A 20632-nucleotide genomic window follows, 5' to 3' on the forward strand; every position below is an offset into this window, starting at 1 on the left:
ATCCAGAAGCGCGCCTCGTCGATGGCGAAGGCGTACACGAGCCGTTCGGGCGCGCCGGGCAGCTCGCCCAGGTGCGGCAGGTCGAACTCGTCGCCCGCGGCCCACGCGTCCGCGCCGCGCCCGCCGTGCGCCGTCGCGCGCACGAGGCAGCCCCGATCGCGGTAATGCAGCACATAGTCGCCCGCTGCGGGCTCGCAGACGACGTACTCGTTGTGGTAGACGTGCTCGCCGATCTCTTGGATCATCGCTTGCCAAGTCCCTTCCGAAGCCTCGACCCCTAGGGCCTACATAAGTAAGCCCCGCGCCGATGCGCAGGGCCAGTTTGAACCTTTGTTAAGCTTCCTCGACGCCCGCCTCGCGGATAGCGTCGCCGCCGAGCCGCGCGCGAACCCACATGAGCGCCGGCACGCCGACCTCGCTCACCACGACGGCGGCGAAGATCGACGCGAAGCCGCAGGCGAGCCGGGGCGTCACGACCTCCCCGTAGAACAGCACGCTCGCGATGACGGCAAAGACGCTCTCAAGCGAGAGCAGGAGCGACGCCGGCGCGGGCGGGACGTGCGCCTGGCCAAGGTTTTGCATGACCATGCACACCGCCGACGAAAGGATGACCAGGTAGAACAAGGCGCCCCAGATGCCGGGGTCGGCAAAGACGCCGAAGTCGATGACCCCCTCGAGCACGAGGGCGGCCGCGAGCGACACCACGGCGCTCATGGCGAGCTGCGTCACCGTCATGGTCATGACCTCATGCCCGGAGGCCGAGAAGCGCGCGACCGCCACGATGTGCAGCGCGTAGAGCACGGCCGAGACCAGGGTGAGCATGTCTCCCCAGCTGAGGCCCACCGAGAAGTCGTCGCCGAGCGAGAGCAACCCGACGCCCAGGATGCCGAGCGCCGCGGCGACGATGCTCGTGGCGCCGGGACGCCGGCGGGCGACCGCCCAGTTGACGAAGGGCACCATCACGCAGTAGGTCGCGGTCAAAAAAGCGTTGCGCCCGGGCGTGGTGTCGGTGAGGCCGATGTTCTGCACGACGAAGGCGGTGCCGGACAAGATTCCCAGCACGGCGCCGCAGCGCAGGGTCGAGGCGTCGAGGTGCGGCCGCACGCGCTTCCAGAACAGCGCGCCGACGATCAAGGCCGAGAAGAAGAACCTCACAAACATGAGCCAGCACGGGGGCACGACGTCGAGCGCACCCTTGATGACGACGAACGAGCCGCCCCAGATGGCGGCGGCTCCGGCCAGCGCGATTTTCCACACTCCTGTGGGCATGTCTTTCTCTGTAATCATGGGGGCGATTATACGGCAGGCGGCAAGTTTTTGGCCGCGAGCGTCGCATGCGAGCGAAAACTGCCGTAAACTACTCGGAGGATTGGTCGCATTGCGGCCATGCCGCTAGCTCTGACCGGCCTGAGGGGGTCGGTAGGTTCGCGCGGGCGCATGGGCCCGCGCGGGATTATACGGAGAGGAGCATTACATGCAGTATTCCGCTGAAGTCGAGAATATGTGCCCTGTTACCAAGGGCGCGTATCACGGCCCCGCACCCATCCCCGAGGAGGGCAAGTGGGTCCAGGCCAAGGAGATCTCCGACATCTCCGGCCTCACGCACGGTGTGGGCTGGTGCGCCCCGCAGCAGGGTGCCTGCAAGCTTACGCTTAACGTCAAGGAGGGCGTCATCGAGGAGGCCCTCGTCGAGACCATCGGCTGCTCGGGCATGACCCACTCCGCCGCCATGGCCGCCGAGATCCTTCCCGGCAAGACCATCCTCGAGGCCCTGAACACCGACCTCGTCTGCGACGCCATCAACGTCGCCATGCGCGAGATCTTCCTCCAGATCGTCTACGGCCGCACCCAGACCGCATTCTCCGAGGGCGGCCTGCCCGTCGGCGCTTCCCTCGACGACCTCGGCAAGGGCCTGCGCTCCCAGGTCGGCACCATGTTCGGCACCAAGGCCAAGGGCGCCCGTTACCTCGAGCTCGCCCAGGGCTACGTCACCCGCATGGCCCTGAACGACAAGGACGAGATCGTCGCCTTCGAGTTCTTCAACCTCGGCAAGTTCACGGATGCCCTCAAGGCCGGCAAGGCCCCCGAGGAGGCCATCCAGGGCGCCATGGGCCACTACGGCCAGTGGGACAACGCCGCCAAGTACATCGACCCGCGTACCGACGAGGAGACCCACTCCGTCGCCAGCACGTTCCCCGTTCACGAGTAGAAAGGGAGGGATATAACAATGGCTGTTACTTTCGAAGGCTACGAGCGCCGCGTCGACAAGATCAACAAGTGCCTCGCCGACAACGGCATCGCCTCCCTCGAGGATGCCCTCAAGCTCTGCACCGACAAGGGCTTCAACCCGCGCGAGATCGTCCACAACACCCAGTCCATCGCCTTCCAGAACGCCGAGTGGGCCTACACCCTCGGCTGCGCCCTGGCCATCAAGAAGGGCGTCAAGTCCGCTTCTGAGGCCGCTTCCGTGATCGGCGAGGGCATCCAGGCCTTCACCGTCCCCGGCTCCGTCGCTGAGGACCGCAAGGTCGGCCTCGGCCACGGCAACCTCGGCGCCATGCTCCTCTCCGACGACACCGAGTGCTTCGCGTTCCTCGCCGGCCACGAGTCCTTCGCCGCCGCCGAGGGCGCCATCGGCCTGGCCCTCAACGCCAACAAGGCCCGCCAGAAGCCGCTGCGCGTCATCCTGAACGGCCTCGGCAAGGACGCCGCCCAGATCATCGCCCGCATCAACGGCTTCACCTACGTGAAGACCCAGTTCGACTACTTCACCGGCGAGCTCAAGGTCGTCGAGACCATCCCCTACTCCGATGGTCCCCGCGCCGCCGTCAACTGCTACGGCGCCGACGACGTCCGCGAGGGCGTTGCCATCATGTGGCACGAGAACGTCGACATCTCTATCACCGGTAACTCCACCAACCCGACGCGCTTCCAGCACCCCGTCGCTGGCACCTACAAGAAGGAGCGCCTCGAGGCCGGCAAGAAGTACTTCTCCGTCGCTTCCGGCGGCGGCACCTAGTCCTTCTTCGCATAGGCGAATCAAGGATTGCAAGGCCGTCGCCCTTTCGGGCGGCGGCCTTTTTTGTGCGGATGGGATTGGGTTTCTACTTGCCGGCGTCTGCCAGCAAGAAGGTCCGGGTGGCCACGCGCGAGACGAGGGCCGGCGAGTGCGAGACGAGGGCAAGCCCCCAGCCGTCGCGCTCCTGCAGGCTCATGAGCACGTGCCAGAGCTCGGCCTGCGTCACGGCGTCGAGCATGGCCGTGGACTCGTCGGCGATGAGGTAGCGAGGCCGACATGCGAGCGCGCGGACCATCGCCAGGCGCATGAGCTCGCCGCCGGACAGCTCGCTCGGCCGGCGCGTGAGCCATTCTTTGCGCGCGTCGAAGGCGGACAGGAGCTCATCCAGGAGTTGCTCATCTGCACCGGGAACCTCAGACAGGCTCCTTCCCAGGCGCATCCTGGGGTCGAACGCCTGCTCAGGGTGCTGCCAAAGGAGCTGGACCGGGCTCGTGTGGCCGCGAAGGCGCCCCACGGAAACGAGTGGGCCGCCGTCCACGAGGACCTCGCCCGCCGACGGCGGCAAAAACCCGGAGAGCAGCCGGCAGAGCGTCGTCTTTCCGGTGCCGGAGGGGCCCAAGATGGCCACGCGCTCGCCGTAATTCACCGAGAGGTCGAGGCCGGAGAACAGCTCCCGCCCGCATGGATAGGCAAAGCTCAGCCCTTGCGCCTGAAGGCTCATTCGTCCCCCTCCCCCGCCGCGCCCGCGGCGACGGCGAACTCGTGCCCCGGCATCGCGCGCCAAAGCGCCCTCGAGAACGGGTGGCGCAGCGTGCCTGCGGAAGCAAAGTTCTCGACTCCCGTCTCCTCGACGATGGTGCCGTCGCTAAACACCGCCACGCGGTCCGCCACGCGCAGGGCAAGCTCGATATCGTGCGTGATCAGGAGCACGCCGCCGCCCGCATCGGCAAAGCCGCGCAGGTCATCGAGGGCATGGACCGCCAGGTCGAGGTCGAGCCCGGGCGTCGGCTCATCGGCAATGATGAGCCTCGGCCCGTCCATGAGGGCGCACATGAGAAGCACCCGGCGGGCCATGCCCCCGGAAAGCTCATGGGGATACATCCGCTCCACCCGAGAATCAAGCCCATAGGCCAAGAAGAGCTCGCGCTGCCGGGCCGCCCTGCGCTCGGCGTCGGCGCGGCGGGCCTCCCTCATGGCTCCGCGGGCGACCCCGCGAACCTGCTCGCCCACGCGCATGAGCGGGTCGAGGTTACCCACGCCCTGGGGCACAAGCGAGATCCCGTGGCCCGCGAGCGCGGACAGCGAGTCGGCGTCTTTCTGGACTCCGTCGAACCATATGCGGCCGCGCACCTCCATGTTCTGGTCCCAGCGGCCCATGAGCGCGTCGGCGAGCACGGTCTTTCCGGAGCCGCTCGCCCCCACCACGGCCAGGATCTCGCCCACGTGAACGCTAAGCGAGAGGTCGTGCAGAACCTCGCTGCGCACGCGACCGGCACGCCAAAAAGGCGCATTCGAGTCGTACATGGTAAAGGAGACGCTCAGGCCCTCGACGCTCAGGAGGTGATGGCCACCCACGTGCCGCGACGCCGCGCCGTGGCTATGGTGATGGTGGGTCTCGCCATCCACGTGCGGGACATCCGGAGCGGCCGCGCGCTCAGCCCCCTGCGGCACCGGCATCGCCTCACCCCTTGTCGGTTTATGTTCCATAGCCACCCCCTACGCCTGCGTCGAGTCGGGCGCGACCAAGTCGCGCAAAGAAGAACCGAGCCTGTCGAAGACGAGCACCACGGCCACGAGCGCGAGGCCCGGGAGCACCGCGAGCCACCAGTAGCCCATCGAGAGGTACTGCATCGCCTCGGACAGGATCACCCCGATGGCCGGCTCGTCCGCGCCGAGGCCGAAGCCGAGGAAGGTGATCGACGCCTCGTGGAGGATCGCGTGCGGGAAGGCGACGACAAGACCCACGATGAGCTGGGGCAGGACCGCGGGCATCACGTGCGCGAAGGCGATGCGGGACCTCGAGGCGCCCGCTGCCTGCGCGAGCCGCAGGTAGGGCTGGTCGCGGATCTGGATGGCCTCGGCGCGAAGGACGCGGGCGAGGCTTCCCCAGTGCGTGAGGGCGACCGCCAGCGTCACGCCCCAGAAGCCACGGCCGAGGCCATAGCTCACGAGGATGAGCAGCACCATATGGGGCACTCCCATCACCAGGTCGATGAGCCAGCCCACGGCGGCGTCCGCCGCCTGTCCGCCGAGTGCCGAGACGAGCGCGAGCACAAGCGCGATCGCTCCCGAGCAGACCGATGCTGCAAGGCCCACCCAAACCGAGGTCGAGAGGCCCGTGACCGTGCGGGCGAGCATATCGCGCCCCATCCAGTCGGTCCCGAACAGATGGGCGAGGCACGGCGCCAGGTTCTTTTGGGCAAAGTCGGTCGCCGTGGCCTGCGGGCGCAGGACGCCCCCGCACACGACGACGAGGAGAAGCAGCGCGCACGCGGCGACCAGGCGCGCAACCGTCCTCCTGCGGTTTCCCGAGAGCGAGACCTCGGCGGCGTGAAGGATCGGGGGCTGGCGCGACCCTTCCGCGGCAATGCCGTCGACCGCGCCCGCCCAAGCATCGGGGCTACGCATCGCGCGACCCCCTTCCCTCGCGGATCCTCGGGTCGATGAGGGCGTAGAGCACGTCTGCGCACGCGTTGCCCGCAAAGACGACGCAGGCCGACACGAGCGCGATCGCCACGAGGAGCGGGGCGTCGCCGCCGAGCCCGGCCGTCACGGCCGCCTGGCCGAGCCCCGGGTACGAGAAGACCTGCTCCACGAGCACCGACCCGCCGAAGACCTCGCCCACCGAGGCGCACTCGATAGTGATGGCGGGGAGCACGAGATTGCGCAGGCCGTGGCGCAGGAGCAGCTGCGCGCCCTTCTCGCCGCGGCTTCGCGCGAAGCGCGCATACTCGCTGCCCAGGACGTCGATCGTCTTTTGGCGCGTGTGGAGCGCGATGCTCGGCGCGTTGGCAATTCCGAGGACGATCGCGGGGAGCACGAGGTGATGGAGCTTCTGCGCCCAGGAGACCTGTGCCGCATCCACGCCTATGGGCACCGAGAAGCCCAGGGGAAACCACCCGAGCCCCACCGAGAAGACCATGAGCGCCACGAGCCCGAGCCAAAACGACGGCATGGACGAGAGCGCGTAGCACACGCAGCAGATCGCCCGGTCGGCGCAACTCCCCCGCCGCGAGCCGGCGAGCACCCCGAGGGCGAGGCCGAGGACGCCCGCGAGCAGCCAGGCGGACGCCATGAGGGCCGCCGAGTTCGCGAAGCGCTCGCCCACGACCTCCGCGACCGGACGCCCGAAGCGCAGGCTCTGCCCGAAGTCCCAGCGAAGCGCCGAGGAGACCCAGTGCGCGTAGCGCGAAGGAAGCGGCGTCGCCGTGCCCCAGTACTCGGCGAGCTGGGCGCGCTGCGCCTCGCTCATCTGCGCGTAGGCGGCCTGGCCGAGGTTCGCCTTCACCGGGTCTATCGGCGATGCGGCCACCAGGGCAAACGTCGCCATGCTCGTGGCGATGAGCAGCAAGAAGAGCCGCGCCGCCCGGCCCGCCCAGCGCGGCAGGCGGCGGGTGCCGGAGACGGACGGGCGCATGCGGGCAAAAGCGCTCACGCTACTCCCAGCTCCAACGGTCGACGTTGTTCAGGATCGACCAGCCGTGGCCGTGGGGCTGGAGCTTCTGGCGGGCGACCTTGAGCCCTTCTCGCTTCCAGTACAGGTGGCTCACGTTGGCGAGCCACAGCCAGGTCGCGTCGCCCTGCGGGGCCACGCCCGCCTGCCCGTCCCACTCGGCCTTCTGCCACAGGGGCCAGGAGTCCTCGACGGTGTCGGCGGCCAGCGCCTCGTCGAGATACGCGTCCACCTGAGCGTTCTTGTAGCAGGCGTAGTTCATGGTGCCCTTGGAGCTATTGAGCTCGTAGACGTCAGAGGGCGAGTTCGAGCCCCAGCCCCACATGATGGGGTCGCTGAACTCATGGGGATACAGGTCGTCCCAGCTGCCGCTTCGGGGCGTCACGCGGATGCCCGCCTGGCCGAGCTGGTCGGCAAGCGCGTACGCCATGGCCTGGCGGACCGAGTCGCCCGCGGCGTAGTAGAGGTCGAAGGCGCAGGCAAGGCCGTCGCGCGCGTAGACACCGTCGTCACCGAGCTTCCAGCCGGCCCCCTCGAGCAGCGCGCGGGCGCGGTCGGGCGCATAGTCGCAGCGCATGTCCGCGCTCGCCCACGGAAGGCCGTCGCCGATGCTGTAGGCCACCGACCCGTGGCCGCCCAGTACGTCGTCGATGATCGCCTGGCGGTCGACCGCGAGGTTTGCGGCCTGACGGACCTCGAGGTTGCAGGTGACGTCGTTTCCGGCGGGGTATGTGTTGGGGCCGTCCTCGCGCTCGGCGCCCGCGGGCACGACCGGCAGCTGCACGCCGCGCGAGTCGACGGTGTCGTAGGACTCCAGCGTATAGCCGCTCACCTGCTGGTCGGCGAGCGTCGCCGAGGTGTAGGCCATGTCCACCTGGCCGGACTTCGCCGCCGCGAGGGCAGCGTCCTCCTCCATGAAGACGACGACCACGCGCTCGATCAGGGGCTTCTCGCCGTAGTAGGAGGGGTTCGCGTCGAGGATGACCTGCTGCCCGCGGTCCCACTGGGTAAGCACGTAGCGCCCGGAGCCGATGGGCTTTTGGCCGTAGTCGGGACCGTACGCGTGCTCGGGCACGATGCCCACGACGGCGAGGGTGTACAGAAGGGCGTTGTAGGGCTTGGAGAGCTTGACGACCAGCGTGGCGTCGTCGGGGGCGGAGGCGTCCTCGACCATGGAGAGGTCGGCCTGCGCGTTCTTCGAGCCGCGGATCGTGTTCAGCGTGAAGGCGGCGTCGGAGGCGCGCACGGGCTCGCCGTCGGAGAACTTGGCGTCGTCGCGCAGCTTGAAGGTCCAGGTGAGCTTGTCGTCGGAGCACTCGTAGGACGTCGCGAGGTCGCACTCGAAGCCCATGTCCTCGGTCGTGTAGATGAGGGTGGACTGGATGAGCGGCTCATGGACGTGCTCGCCGCAGCCCCAGGCCACGCACGGGTCGAAGCCGGCGTCGGGCTCATTGGTCGTGCTCATGGCGATGGTCACCTGGCGCGAGGGGTCGACCCCCGAGCCGGAGGCGGCGGCACCGTCGTCGCCCGCGCCCGCGCTCGAGCACGCCGAGAGCGCAAGCGCGCCGGCGATGCCCGAGCCCGTAAGGAACGACCGTCTGGTCAAGGCGAGGTCCTTCTTTGCCATCAAACGTCCTTTCAGCCACGTGAATCGTTTTTTCGAGTATAAGGAGCTGGCGTGCAGATGATGACGATTTCCGAACAAATTGCACGATATGTTCGGAAAGACCTATGCTATCCACAGGCGCCGAGGCGATGTCCGGAGGCTGGGCACAGTGCCGCCAGACCTCGCCGAGCACAGGGGAAGAGCATCAACCAAGGAGATCCATCCATGCAGTTTGACCTCGACAAAAACGTTAAGTACGGCCTCGCGTACTCCGGGGGCGTCGACTCGTGCTACCTTCTCGCCGAGCTTTTGCGCCAAGGCTTCGACGTCAAGGCCTACACCATCCTCGACGACCTTCAGATCACCCGCGACACAGACGACTCCGTGACCATCGCGCAGATGCTCGGCGCGGACCAGGAGATCATCCGCGTCAACCTCTGGGAGGGCCACGACGAGCTGCGCGCGAACCCGTGGAACCGCTGCTACTACTGCAAGTCCATGGTCTTCGGCACCATCCTCGAGCACATGAAGAAGGACGGCCGCACAATCCTTCTGGACGGAACGAACGCGAGCGACCGCGAGGACCGTCGCCCGGGCTTTCGCGCCATCCACGAGCTGGGCGTCGTCTCGCCGCTGCGCGCCGCGGGCATGACCAAGGACATGGTGCGCGAGGAGTCGGCGAAGCTCAGCCTCCCCACGGCAAATAAGCCCAGCTACGCGTGCTACGGCGCCTACTTCGGCAAGAACGAGGCCATCACGCCCGAGTCGTTGGCGGCCACGGTGAACAAGTTCATGGCCGAGCACCCCGACGCGGCGGACCGCGTGCGCACCGACGGCAACATCGAGCCCTCCCCCGCCGAGGCGGCCGCCCTCGAGCGCGAGAACGCCGCCGCCCGCGCGGCCCTCGAGCGCGAGGCCAGGGAGGCAGAGGAAAGCCATGAGTAGCGCGATGGAACCCAGACTTGCCGACGCCGCGCGCGGGCGCGTGACCGACATTGGCTACGCGAAGCTCGACCTTTCGCGCGCCGAGCGCCAGGGCGCGGGCGAGGTCATCTACGGCGAGGGAAAGACGGCCGCGCAGATAGCGGGGATCATCGACGCGCTCGTGGAAGCGGACCAGCCGCGCGTCCTCGCGACGCGCGTGGACGCGGATAAGGCACGCGCTGTGATCGCCTCTGTGACCTGCGACGTCAACGTGACCTACCACGAAACGGCGCGGATCCTCGTCGCCGGGGGCATGCCCGAGCCCGACGGGGACGGCGACGTGCTCGTGGCGTGCGCCGGCACGAGCGACCTGCCGGTCGCGGAGGAGGCGGCGCTCACCGCCGAGTTCCTCGGCAACCGCGTGAGGCGCCTTCCCGACGTTGGGGTGGCAGGCCTTCATCGCCTTCTTTCCCATATGGACGAGCTGAACGAGGCGCAGGTCATTGTGGCCGTCGCGGGAATGGAGGGAGCGCTCGCGAGCGTCGTGGGAGGCCTCGTCTCCTGCCCCGTGATCGCCGTGCCAACGAGCGTTGGCTACGGCGCAAGCCTCGGCGGGGTCGCGGCGCTCCTGAGCATGCTGAACTCCTGCGCAAGCGGCGTCTCGGTCGTGAACATAGACAACGGGTTCGGGGCCGGCTACCAGGCCAGCCTCATCAACCACCTGAGCAAAAGAAACGGGGTCGACCATCGATGAGCGAGCTCTATAAAAAGAATGGCTGCGAGGACGGGAGCCGCCGCGCCCTCATCGTGGATGGCTCTTCCGGCATTAGCGGCGACATGACGGTGGCGGCGCTGCTGGACCTGGGGGCGAGCGAGGAGCGGCTCCTGACCGCGCTGGACACCCTGCCTGTCCACGGCTTCAAGGTCCGCGTGAGCCGCGTGGCAAAGAGCTGCCTTGACGCCTGCGACTTCGACGTGCAGCTCGACGGCGAGCACGAGAACCACGACCATGACATGGCATGGCTCTTTGGCGAGGACGGGGAGGAAGGGCATGAGGGGCACGGCCACTGCCACGAGCATGAGCATTGCCACGAGCACGGTCACTGTCACGAGCACGAGCACTGCCACGATCACCACCACGCGCATCGCTCGCTCGCGGACATCCATGCCATCATCGAGGCGTCCGGTCTCACGCAACGCGCGAAGGACATCGCGCTTGCCGTCTTCGGCGAGCTCGCCCGCGCGGAGGCCAAGGCGCACGGCGCGACGCCCGACACGGTGCTGCTCCACGAGGTGGGTGCCGTCGACTCCATCGTGGACATCTGCGCCGTCGCCGTCTGCCTCGACGACCTGGGGATTCCCGACGTGATCGTGCCGTCCTTGAGCGAGGGCCACGGCACCATTCGCTGTGCGCACGGCATGATGCCCATCCCCGTGCCCGCGGTCGCGAACCTCTGCGCGGCAGCGGGGATCCGCCTTGTGCCCGCACCCGTCCACGGCGAGCTCGTGACGCCCACGGGCGCCGCCATCGTGGCCGCGCTGCGCACCTCTGAGGAGCTCCCGGCCTCCTACCGCATCCTTGCCACGGGCTACGGAGCGGGCAAGCGCGCTTACCAGAACACCGCCGGCGTCCTGCGCGTTACCTTGGCCCAGTTAGATGGCGCAAGCGAAGCCGACGTCGAACAAGCTGCCGCGCCCGAGCAGGCACTTCTTGGCACGGGGAGCAGGGCCGTGCCCGAGTGCGCGCAGGACGCCCACGTGGAGCCTGCCGTTCCCTTCGCCGCGGTGGGCGACGACGACCCCGAGACTCCCCACGTCGTCGTAAAGCTCGAGAGCGACCTCGACGACTGCACGGGCGAGGCGCTCGGCCGCGCCATCGAGCTCCTCATGGCCGCGGGCGCCAGGGACGCCCACGCCGTGCCCGTCGTCATGAAGAAGGGCCGCCCCGGCTACCAGCTCGAGGTCATCTGCGACGAGTCGAACGAGGAGCAGCTCAGGGACATCATCTTTGCTACCACCACGACAATTGGGATCCGCTCGGTAAAGATGCGCCGATACCCCCTGCGCCGCAGGCCCGGCGAGGTCATCACCGCCTACGGACCCGTGGCCGTGAAGCGCGTGGTCACGCCGGGCGGCGTCGTGCGCTCCTACCCTGAGTACGCCTCCGTCGTCGAGGCGTCCGAGCGCACGGGCGCGACGTTCCAGGAGGTTTTCCGCGCCGCCGAGGCCGCGGGCCTGCTCGACGAACCGGGAAAGGGAGCCCCCGAGGGCTCCGGCAACAGCCAGCGCCCCCACAGGCTTCCGGGGCGCCCGAGCAAGCATCTTCCCGAAGCGAGCTCGGACGCCGGCGACGGCGCGGACGATGAGGAAGCCTAGATGGACACGCGCAAGGCGCGCAGCCGCCAGGCGATTGAGAACGCCTTCCTAGGCCTACTGCTCGAGCGCGACTATACAAAGATCACCGTCGCGGATATTCTTACGCGCTCGGGCGTGGGCAGGGCCACGTTCTATGCCCAGTTCAAGGGCAAAGACGACCTTCTTGCCGTGTTCGTGGGGTCTGTTTGTGCGCACGCCCTCACGAAGGACGGCAGCCTAGAGAGCGACCCCGCAGTCCAGGTGGAGCACGTCCTGCGGAACCTCTGGGAGCGGCGCGACGGCGTGCGCGCGCTCGTATCGGGCGCGGGGTCGCGCCGCTTCGCCGACTGCCTGCGCCACGCCATCGTGGCACGGGCTGCCAGGGCCGTGCCCGAGCACCCGAGCGGGCCTGCCGGCCAAATGAACCGGAGCTTTCTTCTGCACCACATCGCGGCCACGTTCGTGGGCATGGTCCAATGGTGGGCGTGGAACGATTTCGGCGCCTCGCCCTCCGACCTCGCGGCCGACTACCTCCGCGCGGTCCTTCCGCTCTTTGCCGAACAGCCCCAGTAAAGGTCGTTCTTCTTGCCAAAAAAGCCCGCGAACCGCCGGATAAGCGATTCGCGGGCTTATGTTGTGCGCTTGGAAGCCGGAGAGCGAGTTTATTAGAACAACCCAAGGAAGCCGTGGACAAAGAGCGCGGCGACCGCAGCGCCGACGAAGGGCGCGATGCCGGGGACGAGCAGGCCGTACTTCCAGTTGTTGTCGGCCTTGTGCGCGATGGGGAGCACCTGGTAAGCCATGCGGGGACCGAGGTCTCGGGCCTGGTTCATGGCGAATCCCGTGATGCCGCCCATGCCCATGCCGACGGCCCAGACGATCAGGCCGACGCAGACGGCGAGCATGAGGACGTTCTCACCGGCGCGGCTGGCCGCGGCCAGGATCGCGGAGATGAACACGAAGGTGCAGATGGCCTCGCAGAAGAAGTTGCGGGCGTAGTTGGTTCCCTCAGTGGTGGGGTTCGTCGAGAAGATGTTGCGCTGCGCGACGGGGTCGACGACGCCGTCAGAGGCCTTGAACTCATCGGCGTACATGAGCCACGCGATGCAGGCGCCCGCAAAGCCGCCGAGCATATCGGCGATCATGTACGGGATGCAGGAGCTCCAGGGCACGAGGCCCACGATGCACTGCGCGAGCACCATGGCCGGGTTCATGCACACGGCCCCGCCGAAGACAAAGAGGCACACGGAGATGCCGAAGGCCCAGGTGGTGATGGCGAACATGTGTCCGGAGCCCTGGTATTTGGTGCCCTTGAGCACGGTGTCGCAGTGGACGCCCACGCCGAAGACGATCATGAGGGCGGTGCTGCCGAACTCGGCGAGCATGTGGTAAAGAAGGTCGATGCTAATCACGCGGGAAACTCCTTCAGTCTTTCTTTTGACGAATGGACTAGTGCTGGGCCACGACGACGCCCAGGCCGTCGGGGATAACGGCGACCTTGGCGTCGGCGCCCTTCATCTGGAAGGCGAGCTCAAGCGCCTCCTCGACAGTGTTGACCGGCGTCATGTGCATGTCGCGCAGCATCTGGTGGTCGCAGAGGTCCGTGACCATGATCACGGGGTGGTGCGCCAGGATGCGGGCAAAGATCTGGCTCGTCCACTGGTCGGGCAGGGTCTCGTCCTTGGGGCGCTCGATGCAGGCGCGCTCGAACTCGGCCGGGTCGTTCTCGGCGATGTTCTTGTAGAAGCCCTCTCCGCCGTGGCCGTCGGCGCAGCCGGCGACGTCGATGATCACGCCACCCTCGGGAAGCGTTGCCTCGGCGGCGCACATGCCCTTGACCGCCTGGTAGATGTTCTGGTCGAGCGGGTAGCCGCCGTTGGTGGTGACGGCGATGTCGCACTTGACGGGATCGACGCCGGCGAGCTTGCGCACGAAGTCGCAGCCTGCCTCGTGGGCCTTGTGGATGTTGCCGGCAAAGGAGCCGATGACCTCGTGCTTGCCGTTCAAGACCACGTTGAGGACGAAGGCGAGGTGGGCCATCTCGGCCGCGGCGAACATGTCCTCGCTCACGTGGTTGTGGCAGAGGTTGCCGGCACGGGAGTGGGGGTCGTTCACGAACTGGCCGTTGTGGTTGTACATAATCGTCTTGTAGGAGGCCACGCCCGGCAGGACGGACTTGCGGCTGCCCGAGAACCCCGCAAAGAAGTGCGGCTCGATGAAGCCCTCGGCGAGGAGCAGGTCGGCGTCGGCGGCGACCTTGTTGATGATGCACTCGCCACCGGAGGGCAGAGTGCCGATCTTCTTCATGGCGGAGTCGTCGGTCGCCACGTGCATGACGATCTCCTCGTTGGCCACGATGTCCTCGCCGTACTTGTTGACGAGCTCCTCGTGCGTGGAGGGGCGGTGCATGCCGGTTGCCACGAGGATGCGCACGCGGGCCTCGGGGGCAGCAGCGTGGATGCGGCGCAGCAGGATCGGCATCGTCACGCGCGAGGGGACAGGGCGCGTGTGGTCGGAGCTGATGATGACGATGTCCTTCTTGCCGGCGCAGAGCTCCTCGAGCTTGGGCGAGCCATAGGGGTTGTCGAGGGAATCCTCGACGAGCTTCTGCTGGCTCTCGCTTGGCTTGAACTCGTTCTGGTGCCCCTGCATAAGCCCGGCGAAGTTCTTCTCGTCGAGGCTCAGATGCATTGTCTTGTGGTCGTAGGGCAAATCAAACTCATACATGGGGTTAGGTCCTTCTTCCTAACTCGTCGCCGCTCCGGTCACGGCACCTTCCGGAAAGGTTACGCTCTTAGATGACAACCGTCTACCGATGATTTGCTACCGTTCACCGCCATTTATCAAGATAGGAACTATCTCACCGCATGTTGCGCGGGACGCGGGACCGCACGCCGCTTTGGTTGCATGAAGGAACTATGAAGAAGGTAAGGGCGCGGCGGGCGGTACGTCGGCTCGCGGAAGGAGATGTCCGCCCCTCTATGCGCCGATTGGCTTCTGTGGGCACGGCACCCCCGCCCGCGCGGTTACACTTGAGAGGTTAACCGAGCGAAAGGGGATGCCGTGCCCAACTATGTACTGAGCTGCTGTTCCACCGTCGATGTGACCGAAGACACCCTCGACGCGCGCGACATCAAGCACATCGACTTCAACTACGAACTCGACGGGCAGTGGTGCAAGGACGACTTCGGCCGCACGAACTCCCCCGCCCAGCTCTACGCGAAGATGCTCGCGGGCGCCGAGGCCAAGACCTCTCAGATCTCGGCGGGCGACTACGCCGAGCACTTCGAGCGCTTCCTCTCGCAGGGGCTCGACGTCCTGCACGTGACCCTCTCCAGCGGGATCTCGGGCACCTACAACTCCGCCTTGGCCGCACGCGACCTCCTCGCCGAGAAATATCCCGACCGCAAGGTCGTCGTGGTGGACTCCCTCGCCGCGAGCTCGGGCTATGGTCTACTCGTCGACCGCCTCGCCGACCTGCGAGACGAGGGGCTCGGCATCGACGAGGTCGCTGCCTGGGCCGAGGAGCACAAGCTCGAGGTACAGCACTGGTTCTTCTCGACCGACCTCACGTTCTTCATCCGCGGTGGCAGGATCTCCAAGGCCGCCGGCCTCATGGGCGGCTTGCTCAAGATCTGCCCGGTGATGGACGTCGCTCCCGACGGCTCGCTCGCCGTCAAGGAAAAGATCCGCACCAAGCAGCGCGCCATCAAGCGTGACCTGCAGATCATGGAGGAGCTCGCGCAGGGCGGGCTCGACTACTCCGGCAAGGTCTACATCTCCCAGTCCGAGTGCCAGAAGGACGCCCGCGAGCTCGCAAACGAGATCGAGGCCAAGTTCACGCACATCGACGGACCCGTCCGCATCTGGGACATCGGCGCCACCATCGGCTGCCACACCGGCCCGGGCACCGTCGCGCTCTTTTTCTGGGGCAAGTCGAGGGCGTAGGGTCCGCAGCGCCCTCCCCAGGGCCGCGCGAGCGCGCAAAACTCGGTTAGGGCCACGCTGAAATGATTCCTTTGCGCAAAACTCGCTTAGGGCTACGTGTTTTCGCCTCCTGAGCCGATTCCGCTATTCAGCAACTGGGCTTTTATAGCCCTAAATTGATAGCGAAGCTCCCGAGGCGCTCAAAACGCGTAGCCCTAAGCGAGTTTTGTGCACATGGAGGGCATCAGCGTGGCCCTAAGCGAATTTTGCGCAGCTTCGCCCGAGGCCACGACCAGAAAAATCGCCTTGCAAGCGCTTTGCCAGCAGAATCAGAGCTCGTAGCCGAAGAACTCGCGGTAGAGCGCGAGCTCGGCGGGGGTGTCCTTGCTCGACGCGAACTCAACGGAGCCCGCTCTGCCCGCAGGTGCGAGCAGTCCGGCCTCGTCCAGGCGCTTGCGGAGCTGCCGAGCCGTGCCCGCGCCGCCGTCGTAGAACTTGACGTCGGAGCCGAGGACCTCGGCGATCTGCCTGCGCACGAACGGGTAGTGCGTGCAGCCCAGGACAACGGAGCCGACCGTGCCGGCAAAGGAACCCACGTAGCCGCGAATCATCTCGACGAGGTCGGCGGCTTCGAGGTCGCCGTGCTCGATGCGGCCGGCGAGCCCGGGGCACGGGACGGATATGACCTCGCAGCCCTGTCCATAGGTCTCCGCGAGCTCGTGGTATTTGTCGAGCCGCAGGGTGATGTCGGTCGCCATGACGAGGATGCGCCCGTGGTCGGGCGCCTCGGTCGCGGGCTTGAGCGCCGGCTCGATGCCGATGATGGGCAGGTCGGGATACTCGGCGCGCAGGCCCGGCGCTGCGGCGGAAGTGGCAGTGTTGCAGGCGATCACGATGGCCTTCGCGCCGTCCGCGACGAAGCGCTCGACGATGTCGTGCGAGAGCTCGCGCACGCGCTCGACCGTTTTTTCGCCGTAGGGGGCGTGCGCGGAATCGCCAAAGAAACGGAAGTCCTCGCCCGGGAGCTCCGCGACGAGCGACTTGAGCACGCTGATGCCGCCCACACCCGAGTCGAAGACGCCGACGAAGCCGTTTGCGTTATCTCGATCGCAGCCCATGCCGCGCTCCTCTCTTGCGCCGATCGCCGCCGCGCGGATTCGCGCGGCGCAGTCTTTTTAGTCTAGCGCGGCTCTGTGCGCTTCGCGCGGAGGGTATCGAGGCCGTGTCGGATGGTCATCGCGGGGTGGCGCAAAAGCATCCGGGGGCCGGCGTAACGCATGACGTCCTTGATTGCCTGACGCTCCTTGGGAGCGTAGCAATGGACCTTGCACTGGGAACAGAAGGTCTTGGTCGCCATGAAGGGGCAGCGGCCGATGCGCGCGTCGGCGTAGGCCGCGAGCGCGGAGCACTCGTCGCAGAGCTCGCCGCTCGGCGTGCCGTGGTTCCCATGGCAGTAGGTGCCGATCATCTGCTGGCGCTAACCGCCCGAGAGCGAGTCGCCGCGCTCGCCGACCATCGTGTCGTAGCCGTGGGGCAACCCTTCGATGAAGTCGTGCACGCTCGCCGCGCGGCACGCGGCCACGAGCTCCTCATCGGTCGCATCGGGCTTAGCGATGAGCAGGTTGTCGCGGATGCTGTCGTGGAAGAGGTGCGTGTCCTGCTCGACGAAGGCCTCCGCGTCGCGCAGGGCGCCCGTGGCGACGCGACGCACGTCATCCCCTCCGATTTCGACGCGCCCCTCGTCGACGTCCCAGAAGCGCATGAGCAGGCGGCAGAGCGTGGACTTGCCCGAGCCCGAGCGGCCCTGGACCGCGACGATCCGGCCCGGCTCGACGGACATGCTGGCGTCATCGAGAATCCGCTCGTCGGCGTACGAGAAGCCCACGTGCTCGGCGGCGGCGCCCGTGAACGCCGGGTGCGTCCCCGCGTCGTCGGGGACCTCGGCCACCTGCGGCTCCTCGTCGAGGATGTCCAGCACGCGGTTGCCCGCGGCGAGCGTGCCCTGCAACGTGGACCCCAGGTTGGCGAGCGCCACGAAGGGGCCGAACGAGCTGAAGGTCGCAACCACGGCGAGGAACGCGCCCTCGGCCGTGACGGCGCCCGCGGAGGCGAGGTCGACGGCCAGGAGCAGCTGCAGCGTAGAGAGGACCATGATGGCGCCCGTCGTGGCAGCTTGCCCGCGGCCGGCGACGTCGCGCAGGCGCGCCTGCGTGCCCGAGAGCTCCTCGCTGCGGCGATCGAGCTCGGCCAGGCGGGCCTGCCCCGCGCCGAACTGGAGCACCTCGCCCAGACCGCGCAGGGCGTCGAGCACGAAGCTCGAGAGCGCGCCCGCCTGGTCGCGCGAGGCGCGGCCGTCCGTTCCCGACCCGCGGGAGATGAGGACGGGCACCGCCACGCCCACGAGCGCGTAGCTCGCGAGAGCGAGCGCCGCCAGCTGCGGGTGGATATAGCCGAGGAAGAGGCCCATGACCACGGCCATGAGCGCGGCGATGCACACGGGGCTCACCGTGTGGGCGTAGAAGACCTCGAGCAGCTCGACGTCGGACGTCACGGTCGAGACGAGGCTGCCGCGGTCGGCCCCGGCGAGCTTGGCGGGGCAGAGCTTGCGCAGCGCGCCGAACACGAGGTCGCGGATGTGCGCGAGCAGCCTGAAGGCGATGTAATGGTTGCAGCGCTGCTCGATGTAGTGGAGGACGCCGCGGGCGACGGCCATGAGGGCGAGGGCGGCGACGGCCGCGGGCAGTCCCCATGCAAGCGTCCCCTTCCCCGCCGCCGCGAGCGCGGCCGCGGAGGCGAGCACGGGGATGCCCGTCGCGCAGCAGAACCCGGCGACGCCGCATGCCACCGCGAGGACCATCCATCCGGCAAGCGGCCTCGCGAGGCCGAGCATGCGCCACATGACGCGGGCGTTACTCCTGTTCATCGTCGGCCTCCTCGGCATCGCGGGCGGGCTGCCCCTTGGTAAGGCTCTCGAGCTCGGCCTGCGCGGACCACAGCGCGCGGTAGGCCCCGCAGCCGCGCAGGAGCTCCTCGTGCGTCCCCGCCCCGGCAACATCGCCGTGGTCGAGCACGTAGATGCGCTGCGCGCAGACCACGTTCGCCAGGCGGTGCGAGATCACGACGACCGCGCGGTCGCGCGCGAGCTCGCGGACGGCGCCCATGACGGCTTCCTCGGACTCCGCGTCGATGTTGCTCGTCGCCTCGTCGAAGACGTAGACCGGGCTGTCCGCGCACACGGCGCGGGCCAGGGCCAGGCGCTGGCGCTGGCCGCCGCTCCAGTTCTCGCCGTTCTGCTCGAGGCGCGTGTCGAGCCCGTCCTGGGCGCGCAGGAAGCCCGCCAGCCGCGCGAATCCGAGCGCGTCCCAAAGCTCGTCGTCGGTCGCCCCGGGCGCCGCCATGAGGAGGTTCTCGCGGACCGTCCCGGCAAAGAGGTGCGCCCCCAGCCCGACCACGGTCACGTAGCGGGCGAGCTCGGTGCGGTCGATGTCGCGGACCTGCTTGCCACCGAGCAGCACGCTCCCCTCGTAGCCGTCGCGGCGACCGGCGAGCAGCGCCGCGACGGTGGACTTGCCGCTGCCGGACTCGCCGACGATGGCGGTGAGGCCCACGCTCGGCACGTCGAGGCTCACGCCGTGGAGCACCTCGCGCCCTTCCTCGTAGCCGAAGCGGACGTCGCGCAGGGCGAAGTGGTCGCCCGCATCGATGCACAGCGGGCGCGGGTCGGGCTCGGGCAGCGCGAGCAAGCGGAAGATCTTCTCGCTCGCCGCGATGCCGTTCATGGCGACGTGGAAGAAGCTGCCGAGCTGCCGCATGGGCAGGAAGAAGTCCGCCGAGACGAGGATGATGAAGAGGCAGCCGAAGAGGTCGACCGCGCCCGACGCCGTCGCAGCGAGCGCGACCGCGATGCCCGCCACGGCGCCGCCCAAGGCGACGATGTCCATGACGATGATCGAGTTCAGCTGCATGCTGAGCACCTTCATCGTCACCACGCGGAAGCGCTCGGCCTCGCGGTTCATCGCCTCGTGGCGCGCGGCGTCCGCCTGGTAGATCTTCAGCGTCGTGAGGCCCTGGAGGTTCTCGAGGAAGGAGTCGCCGAGCTCCGCGTACTGGTCCCAGTAGGCGCCGAGGATGCGCTTGGCGACCTTCTGGACGAGCACGATCACGGCGGGGATGAGCGGCACGCACACGAGCAGCACGATGGCCGCCGGCAGGCTCACGGGCGCCACGGCGAAAAAGAGCGTCACGGGCGCGAGCACGGAGTAGAAGAGCTGCGGCAGGTACTGGCCGAAGTAGGTCTCGAGCTGCTCGCAGCCCTCGACGGAAAGCTGCACGATCTCGGCCGTCGGCACCGCCTGGTCGTAGTCGGGCCCCAGGCGCAGAAGCTTCTCGTAGATGCGTCGGCGCAGGGCGCGCTTGACATCGCGCGAGGCGGCGAAGCTCTCGTGGGCGACGAGGCGGGTCGAGACCACGCGGGCGACGATGCCCGCGGCAAGAAGCGCGAGCGCGAAGGAGGGGACCACGCCGCCCGCAACGAGCGCCGAGAGCACGCGCGCGATGACCCACACGAGCGCGACGTTGCCCGCGAGGCCCACCCACTGCCACGCGACCGTGGCGAGCACGTGCCGCATGGCGTCGGGCACGAGCGCCAGGAGTCGTTTGTCCATCATCTTGGGTATACTCCGATTCTACGCGCGCCCAGGCGCGCATCCGATTTACCAAGGTTAACTTGTTCATCTTACCCGATGGACCTGAACACGAGGAGAAAACCCATGAGCAACGAGGGCAAGAAGGTCAAGGTCCACTACGTGGGCACGCTCGACGACGGAACCAAGTTCGACTCCTCCCGCGACCGCGACGAGCCGCTGGAGTTCACCTGCATGGCCGGCCAGATGATCAAGGGCTTCGACGCTGCCGTCAAGGACATGGAGGTCGGCCAGGTCGTCGACGTCCACATCCCCGCAGCCGAGGCCTACGGCGAGCGCCGCGACGACCTCATGCAGACCGTCCCCGTGAGCATGCTCCCCGGCGCCGAGAACCTCAGCGCCGGCGACAAGGTCATGCTCGCCTCCCCCAGCGGCCAGCCCTTCCCCGCCACCGTGGCCCAGGTCGAGAACGGCAACATCACCTT

At 67.8% G+C, this 20632-nt stretch carries 19 protein-coding genes and 2 pseudogenes; 8 read left to right on the forward strand and 13 right to left on the reverse strand.

Translation table 11 applies throughout. The features are described from left to right. Positions 1–245, reverse strand: a pseudogene (locus tag ACT84W_RS00475) (hypothetical protein); the annotation flags it as partial. Positions 246–333: 88 nt separating this feature from the next. Further along, a complete protein-coding gene (locus tag ACT84W_RS00480; RefSeq protein ID WP_444327849.1) occupies positions 334–1269 on the reverse strand; it encodes a DMT family transporter in 936 nt (311 codons plus the stop codon). A 205-nt stretch (positions 1270–1474) separates the two neighbouring features. Between ACT84W_RS00480 and ACT84W_RS00485 the strand changes: the two genes are divergently transcribed. Continuing rightward, complete coding sequence (locus tag ACT84W_RS00485; RefSeq protein WP_417576224.1) at positions 1475–2209, forward strand: iron-sulfur cluster assembly scaffold protein; 735 nt, start codon at positions 1475–1477, stop codon at positions 2207–2209. An 18-nt stretch (positions 2210–2227) separates the two neighbouring features. Beyond that, positions 2228–3016 (forward strand): annotated as a pseudogene (locus ACT84W_RS00490) (GGGtGRT protein); the annotation flags it as partial. Between the two features lie 88 nt (positions 3017–3104). On the opposite strand, the gene ACT84W_RS00495 reads toward ACT84W_RS00490, so the two are convergent. The 5 genes from ACT84W_RS00495 to ACT84W_RS00515 are packed head-to-tail and all read right to left on the reverse strand — an operon-like array spanning position 3105 to position 8319. Continuing rightward, the gene (locus ACT84W_RS00495) at positions 3105–3740 is read right to left on the reverse strand and encodes an ABC transporter ATP-binding protein (RefSeq protein WP_444327850.1); all 636 of its coding nucleotides are present in this window, start codon (positions 3738–3740) and stop codon (positions 3105–3107) included. Further along, positions 3737–4696, reverse strand: a complete 960-nt coding sequence (locus tag ACT84W_RS00500) for an ATP-binding cassette domain-containing protein (protein WP_444327851.1) — start codon at positions 4694–4696, stop codon at positions 3737–3739. The genes ACT84W_RS00495 and ACT84W_RS00500 overlap by 4 nt, the downstream gene beginning before the upstream one ends. A 39-nt stretch (positions 4697–4735) precedes the next feature. Beyond that, entirely contained in the window at positions 4736–5647 is a 912-nt protein-coding gene (locus ACT84W_RS00505; protein WP_444327852.1) for an ABC transporter permease, read from the reverse strand. Continuing rightward, positions 5640–6674 (reverse strand): ABC transporter permease, encoded by a 1035-nt coding sequence (locus tag ACT84W_RS00510; protein WP_444327853.1) that lies wholly within the window; start codon positions 6672–6674, stop codon positions 5640–5642. Before ACT84W_RS00510 ends, ACT84W_RS00505 begins: the two co-directional genes overlap by 8 nt. A 1-nt stretch (position 6675) precedes the next feature. Further along, positions 6676–8319: an ABC transporter substrate-binding protein gene (locus ACT84W_RS00515; protein WP_444327854.1), complete on the reverse strand. Its 1644-nt coding sequence runs from the start codon at positions 8317–8319 to the stop codon at positions 6676–6678. A gap of 204 nt (positions 8320–8523) precedes the next feature. Between ACT84W_RS00515 and ACT84W_RS00520 the strand changes: the two genes are divergently transcribed. Genes ACT84W_RS00520 through ACT84W_RS00535 form a run of 4 tightly spaced genes read left to right on the forward strand, consistent with a single transcriptional unit; the run spans position 8524 to position 12150 of the window. Next, positions 8524–9243, forward strand: coding sequence for a hypothetical protein (locus tag ACT84W_RS00520; RefSeq protein ID WP_444327855.1), 720 nt, complete (start codon positions 8524–8526; stop codon positions 9241–9243). After that, complete coding sequence (gene larB / locus ACT84W_RS00525; protein WP_444327856.1) at positions 9236–9976, forward strand: nickel pincer cofactor biosynthesis protein LarB; 741 nt, start codon at positions 9236–9238, stop codon at positions 9974–9976. Before ACT84W_RS00520 ends, larB begins: the two co-directional genes overlap by 8 nt. Then, entirely contained in the window at positions 9973–11598 is a 1626-nt protein-coding gene (locus tag ACT84W_RS00530; protein ID WP_444327857.1) for a LarC family nickel insertion protein, read from the forward strand. Before larB ends, ACT84W_RS00530 begins: the two co-directional genes overlap by 4 nt. Continuing rightward, positions 11599–12150, forward strand: coding sequence for a TetR/AcrR family transcriptional regulator (locus ACT84W_RS00535; RefSeq protein WP_417576214.1), 552 nt, complete (start codon positions 11599–11601; stop codon positions 12148–12150). A 92-nt stretch (positions 12151–12242) separates the two neighbouring features. On the opposite strand, the gene larD is transcribed toward ACT84W_RS00535, so the two are convergent. Both larD and larA read right to left on the reverse strand, forming a co-directional pair. After that, complete coding sequence (gene larD, locus ACT84W_RS00540) at positions 12243–12989, reverse strand: D/L-lactic acid transporter LarD (protein ID WP_444327858.1); 747 nt, start codon at positions 12987–12989, stop codon at positions 12243–12245. Positions 12990–13026: 37 nt separating this feature from the next. Next, a complete protein-coding gene (larA, locus tag ACT84W_RS00545; RefSeq protein ID WP_444327859.1) occupies positions 13027–14304 on the reverse strand; it encodes a nickel-dependent lactate racemase in 1278 nt (425 codons plus the stop codon). A 336-nt stretch (positions 14305–14640) separates the two neighbouring features. Between larA and ACT84W_RS00550 the strand changes: the two genes are divergently transcribed. Beyond that, entirely contained in the window at positions 14641–15525 is an 885-nt protein-coding gene (locus tag ACT84W_RS00550) for a DegV family protein (protein ID WP_417576211.1), read from the forward strand. Positions 15526–15833: 308 nt separating this feature from the next. Here the strand turns inward: ACT84W_RS00550 and murI are convergent, their stop codons facing one another. The 4 genes from murI to ACT84W_RS00570 all read right to left on the reverse strand — a co-directional run bounded on the left by murI (position 15834) and on the right by ACT84W_RS00570 (position 20171). Continuing rightward, a complete protein-coding gene (gene murI, locus ACT84W_RS00555; protein WP_444327860.1) occupies positions 15834–16622 on the reverse strand; it encodes a glutamate racemase in 789 nt (262 codons plus the stop codon). A 62-nt stretch (positions 16623–16684) separates the two neighbouring features. After that, a complete protein-coding gene (locus tag ACT84W_RS00560; RefSeq protein WP_444327861.1) occupies positions 16685–16972 on the reverse strand; it encodes a nitrous oxide-stimulated promoter family protein in 288 nt (95 codons plus the stop codon). Between the two features lie 9 nt (positions 16973–16981). Further along, positions 16982–18427 (reverse strand): amino acid ABC transporter ATP-binding/permease protein, encoded by a 1446-nt coding sequence (locus ACT84W_RS00565; RefSeq protein ID WP_444327862.1) that lies wholly within the window; start codon positions 18425–18427, stop codon positions 16982–16984. Continuing rightward, the gene (locus tag ACT84W_RS00570; protein WP_444327863.1) at positions 18414–20171 is read right to left on the reverse strand and encodes an ABC transporter ATP-binding protein/permease; all 1758 of its coding nucleotides are present in this window, start codon (positions 20169–20171) and stop codon (positions 18414–18416) included. The genes ACT84W_RS00565 and ACT84W_RS00570 overlap by 14 nt, the downstream gene beginning before the upstream one ends. A 102-nt stretch (positions 20172–20273) precedes the next feature. Here ACT84W_RS00570 and ACT84W_RS00575 point away from each other — a divergent pair. Next, the coding region (locus ACT84W_RS00575) for an FKBP-type peptidyl-prolyl cis-trans isomerase (RefSeq protein ID WP_444327864.1) at positions 20274–20632 on the forward strand (359 nt) is incomplete at its 3' end.

The organism is Paratractidigestivibacter sp., assembly GCF_052362415.1.
In the GTDB taxonomy this organism is placed as follows: Bacteria; Actinomycetota; Coriobacteriia; order Coriobacteriales; family Atopobiaceae; genus Paratractidigestivibacter.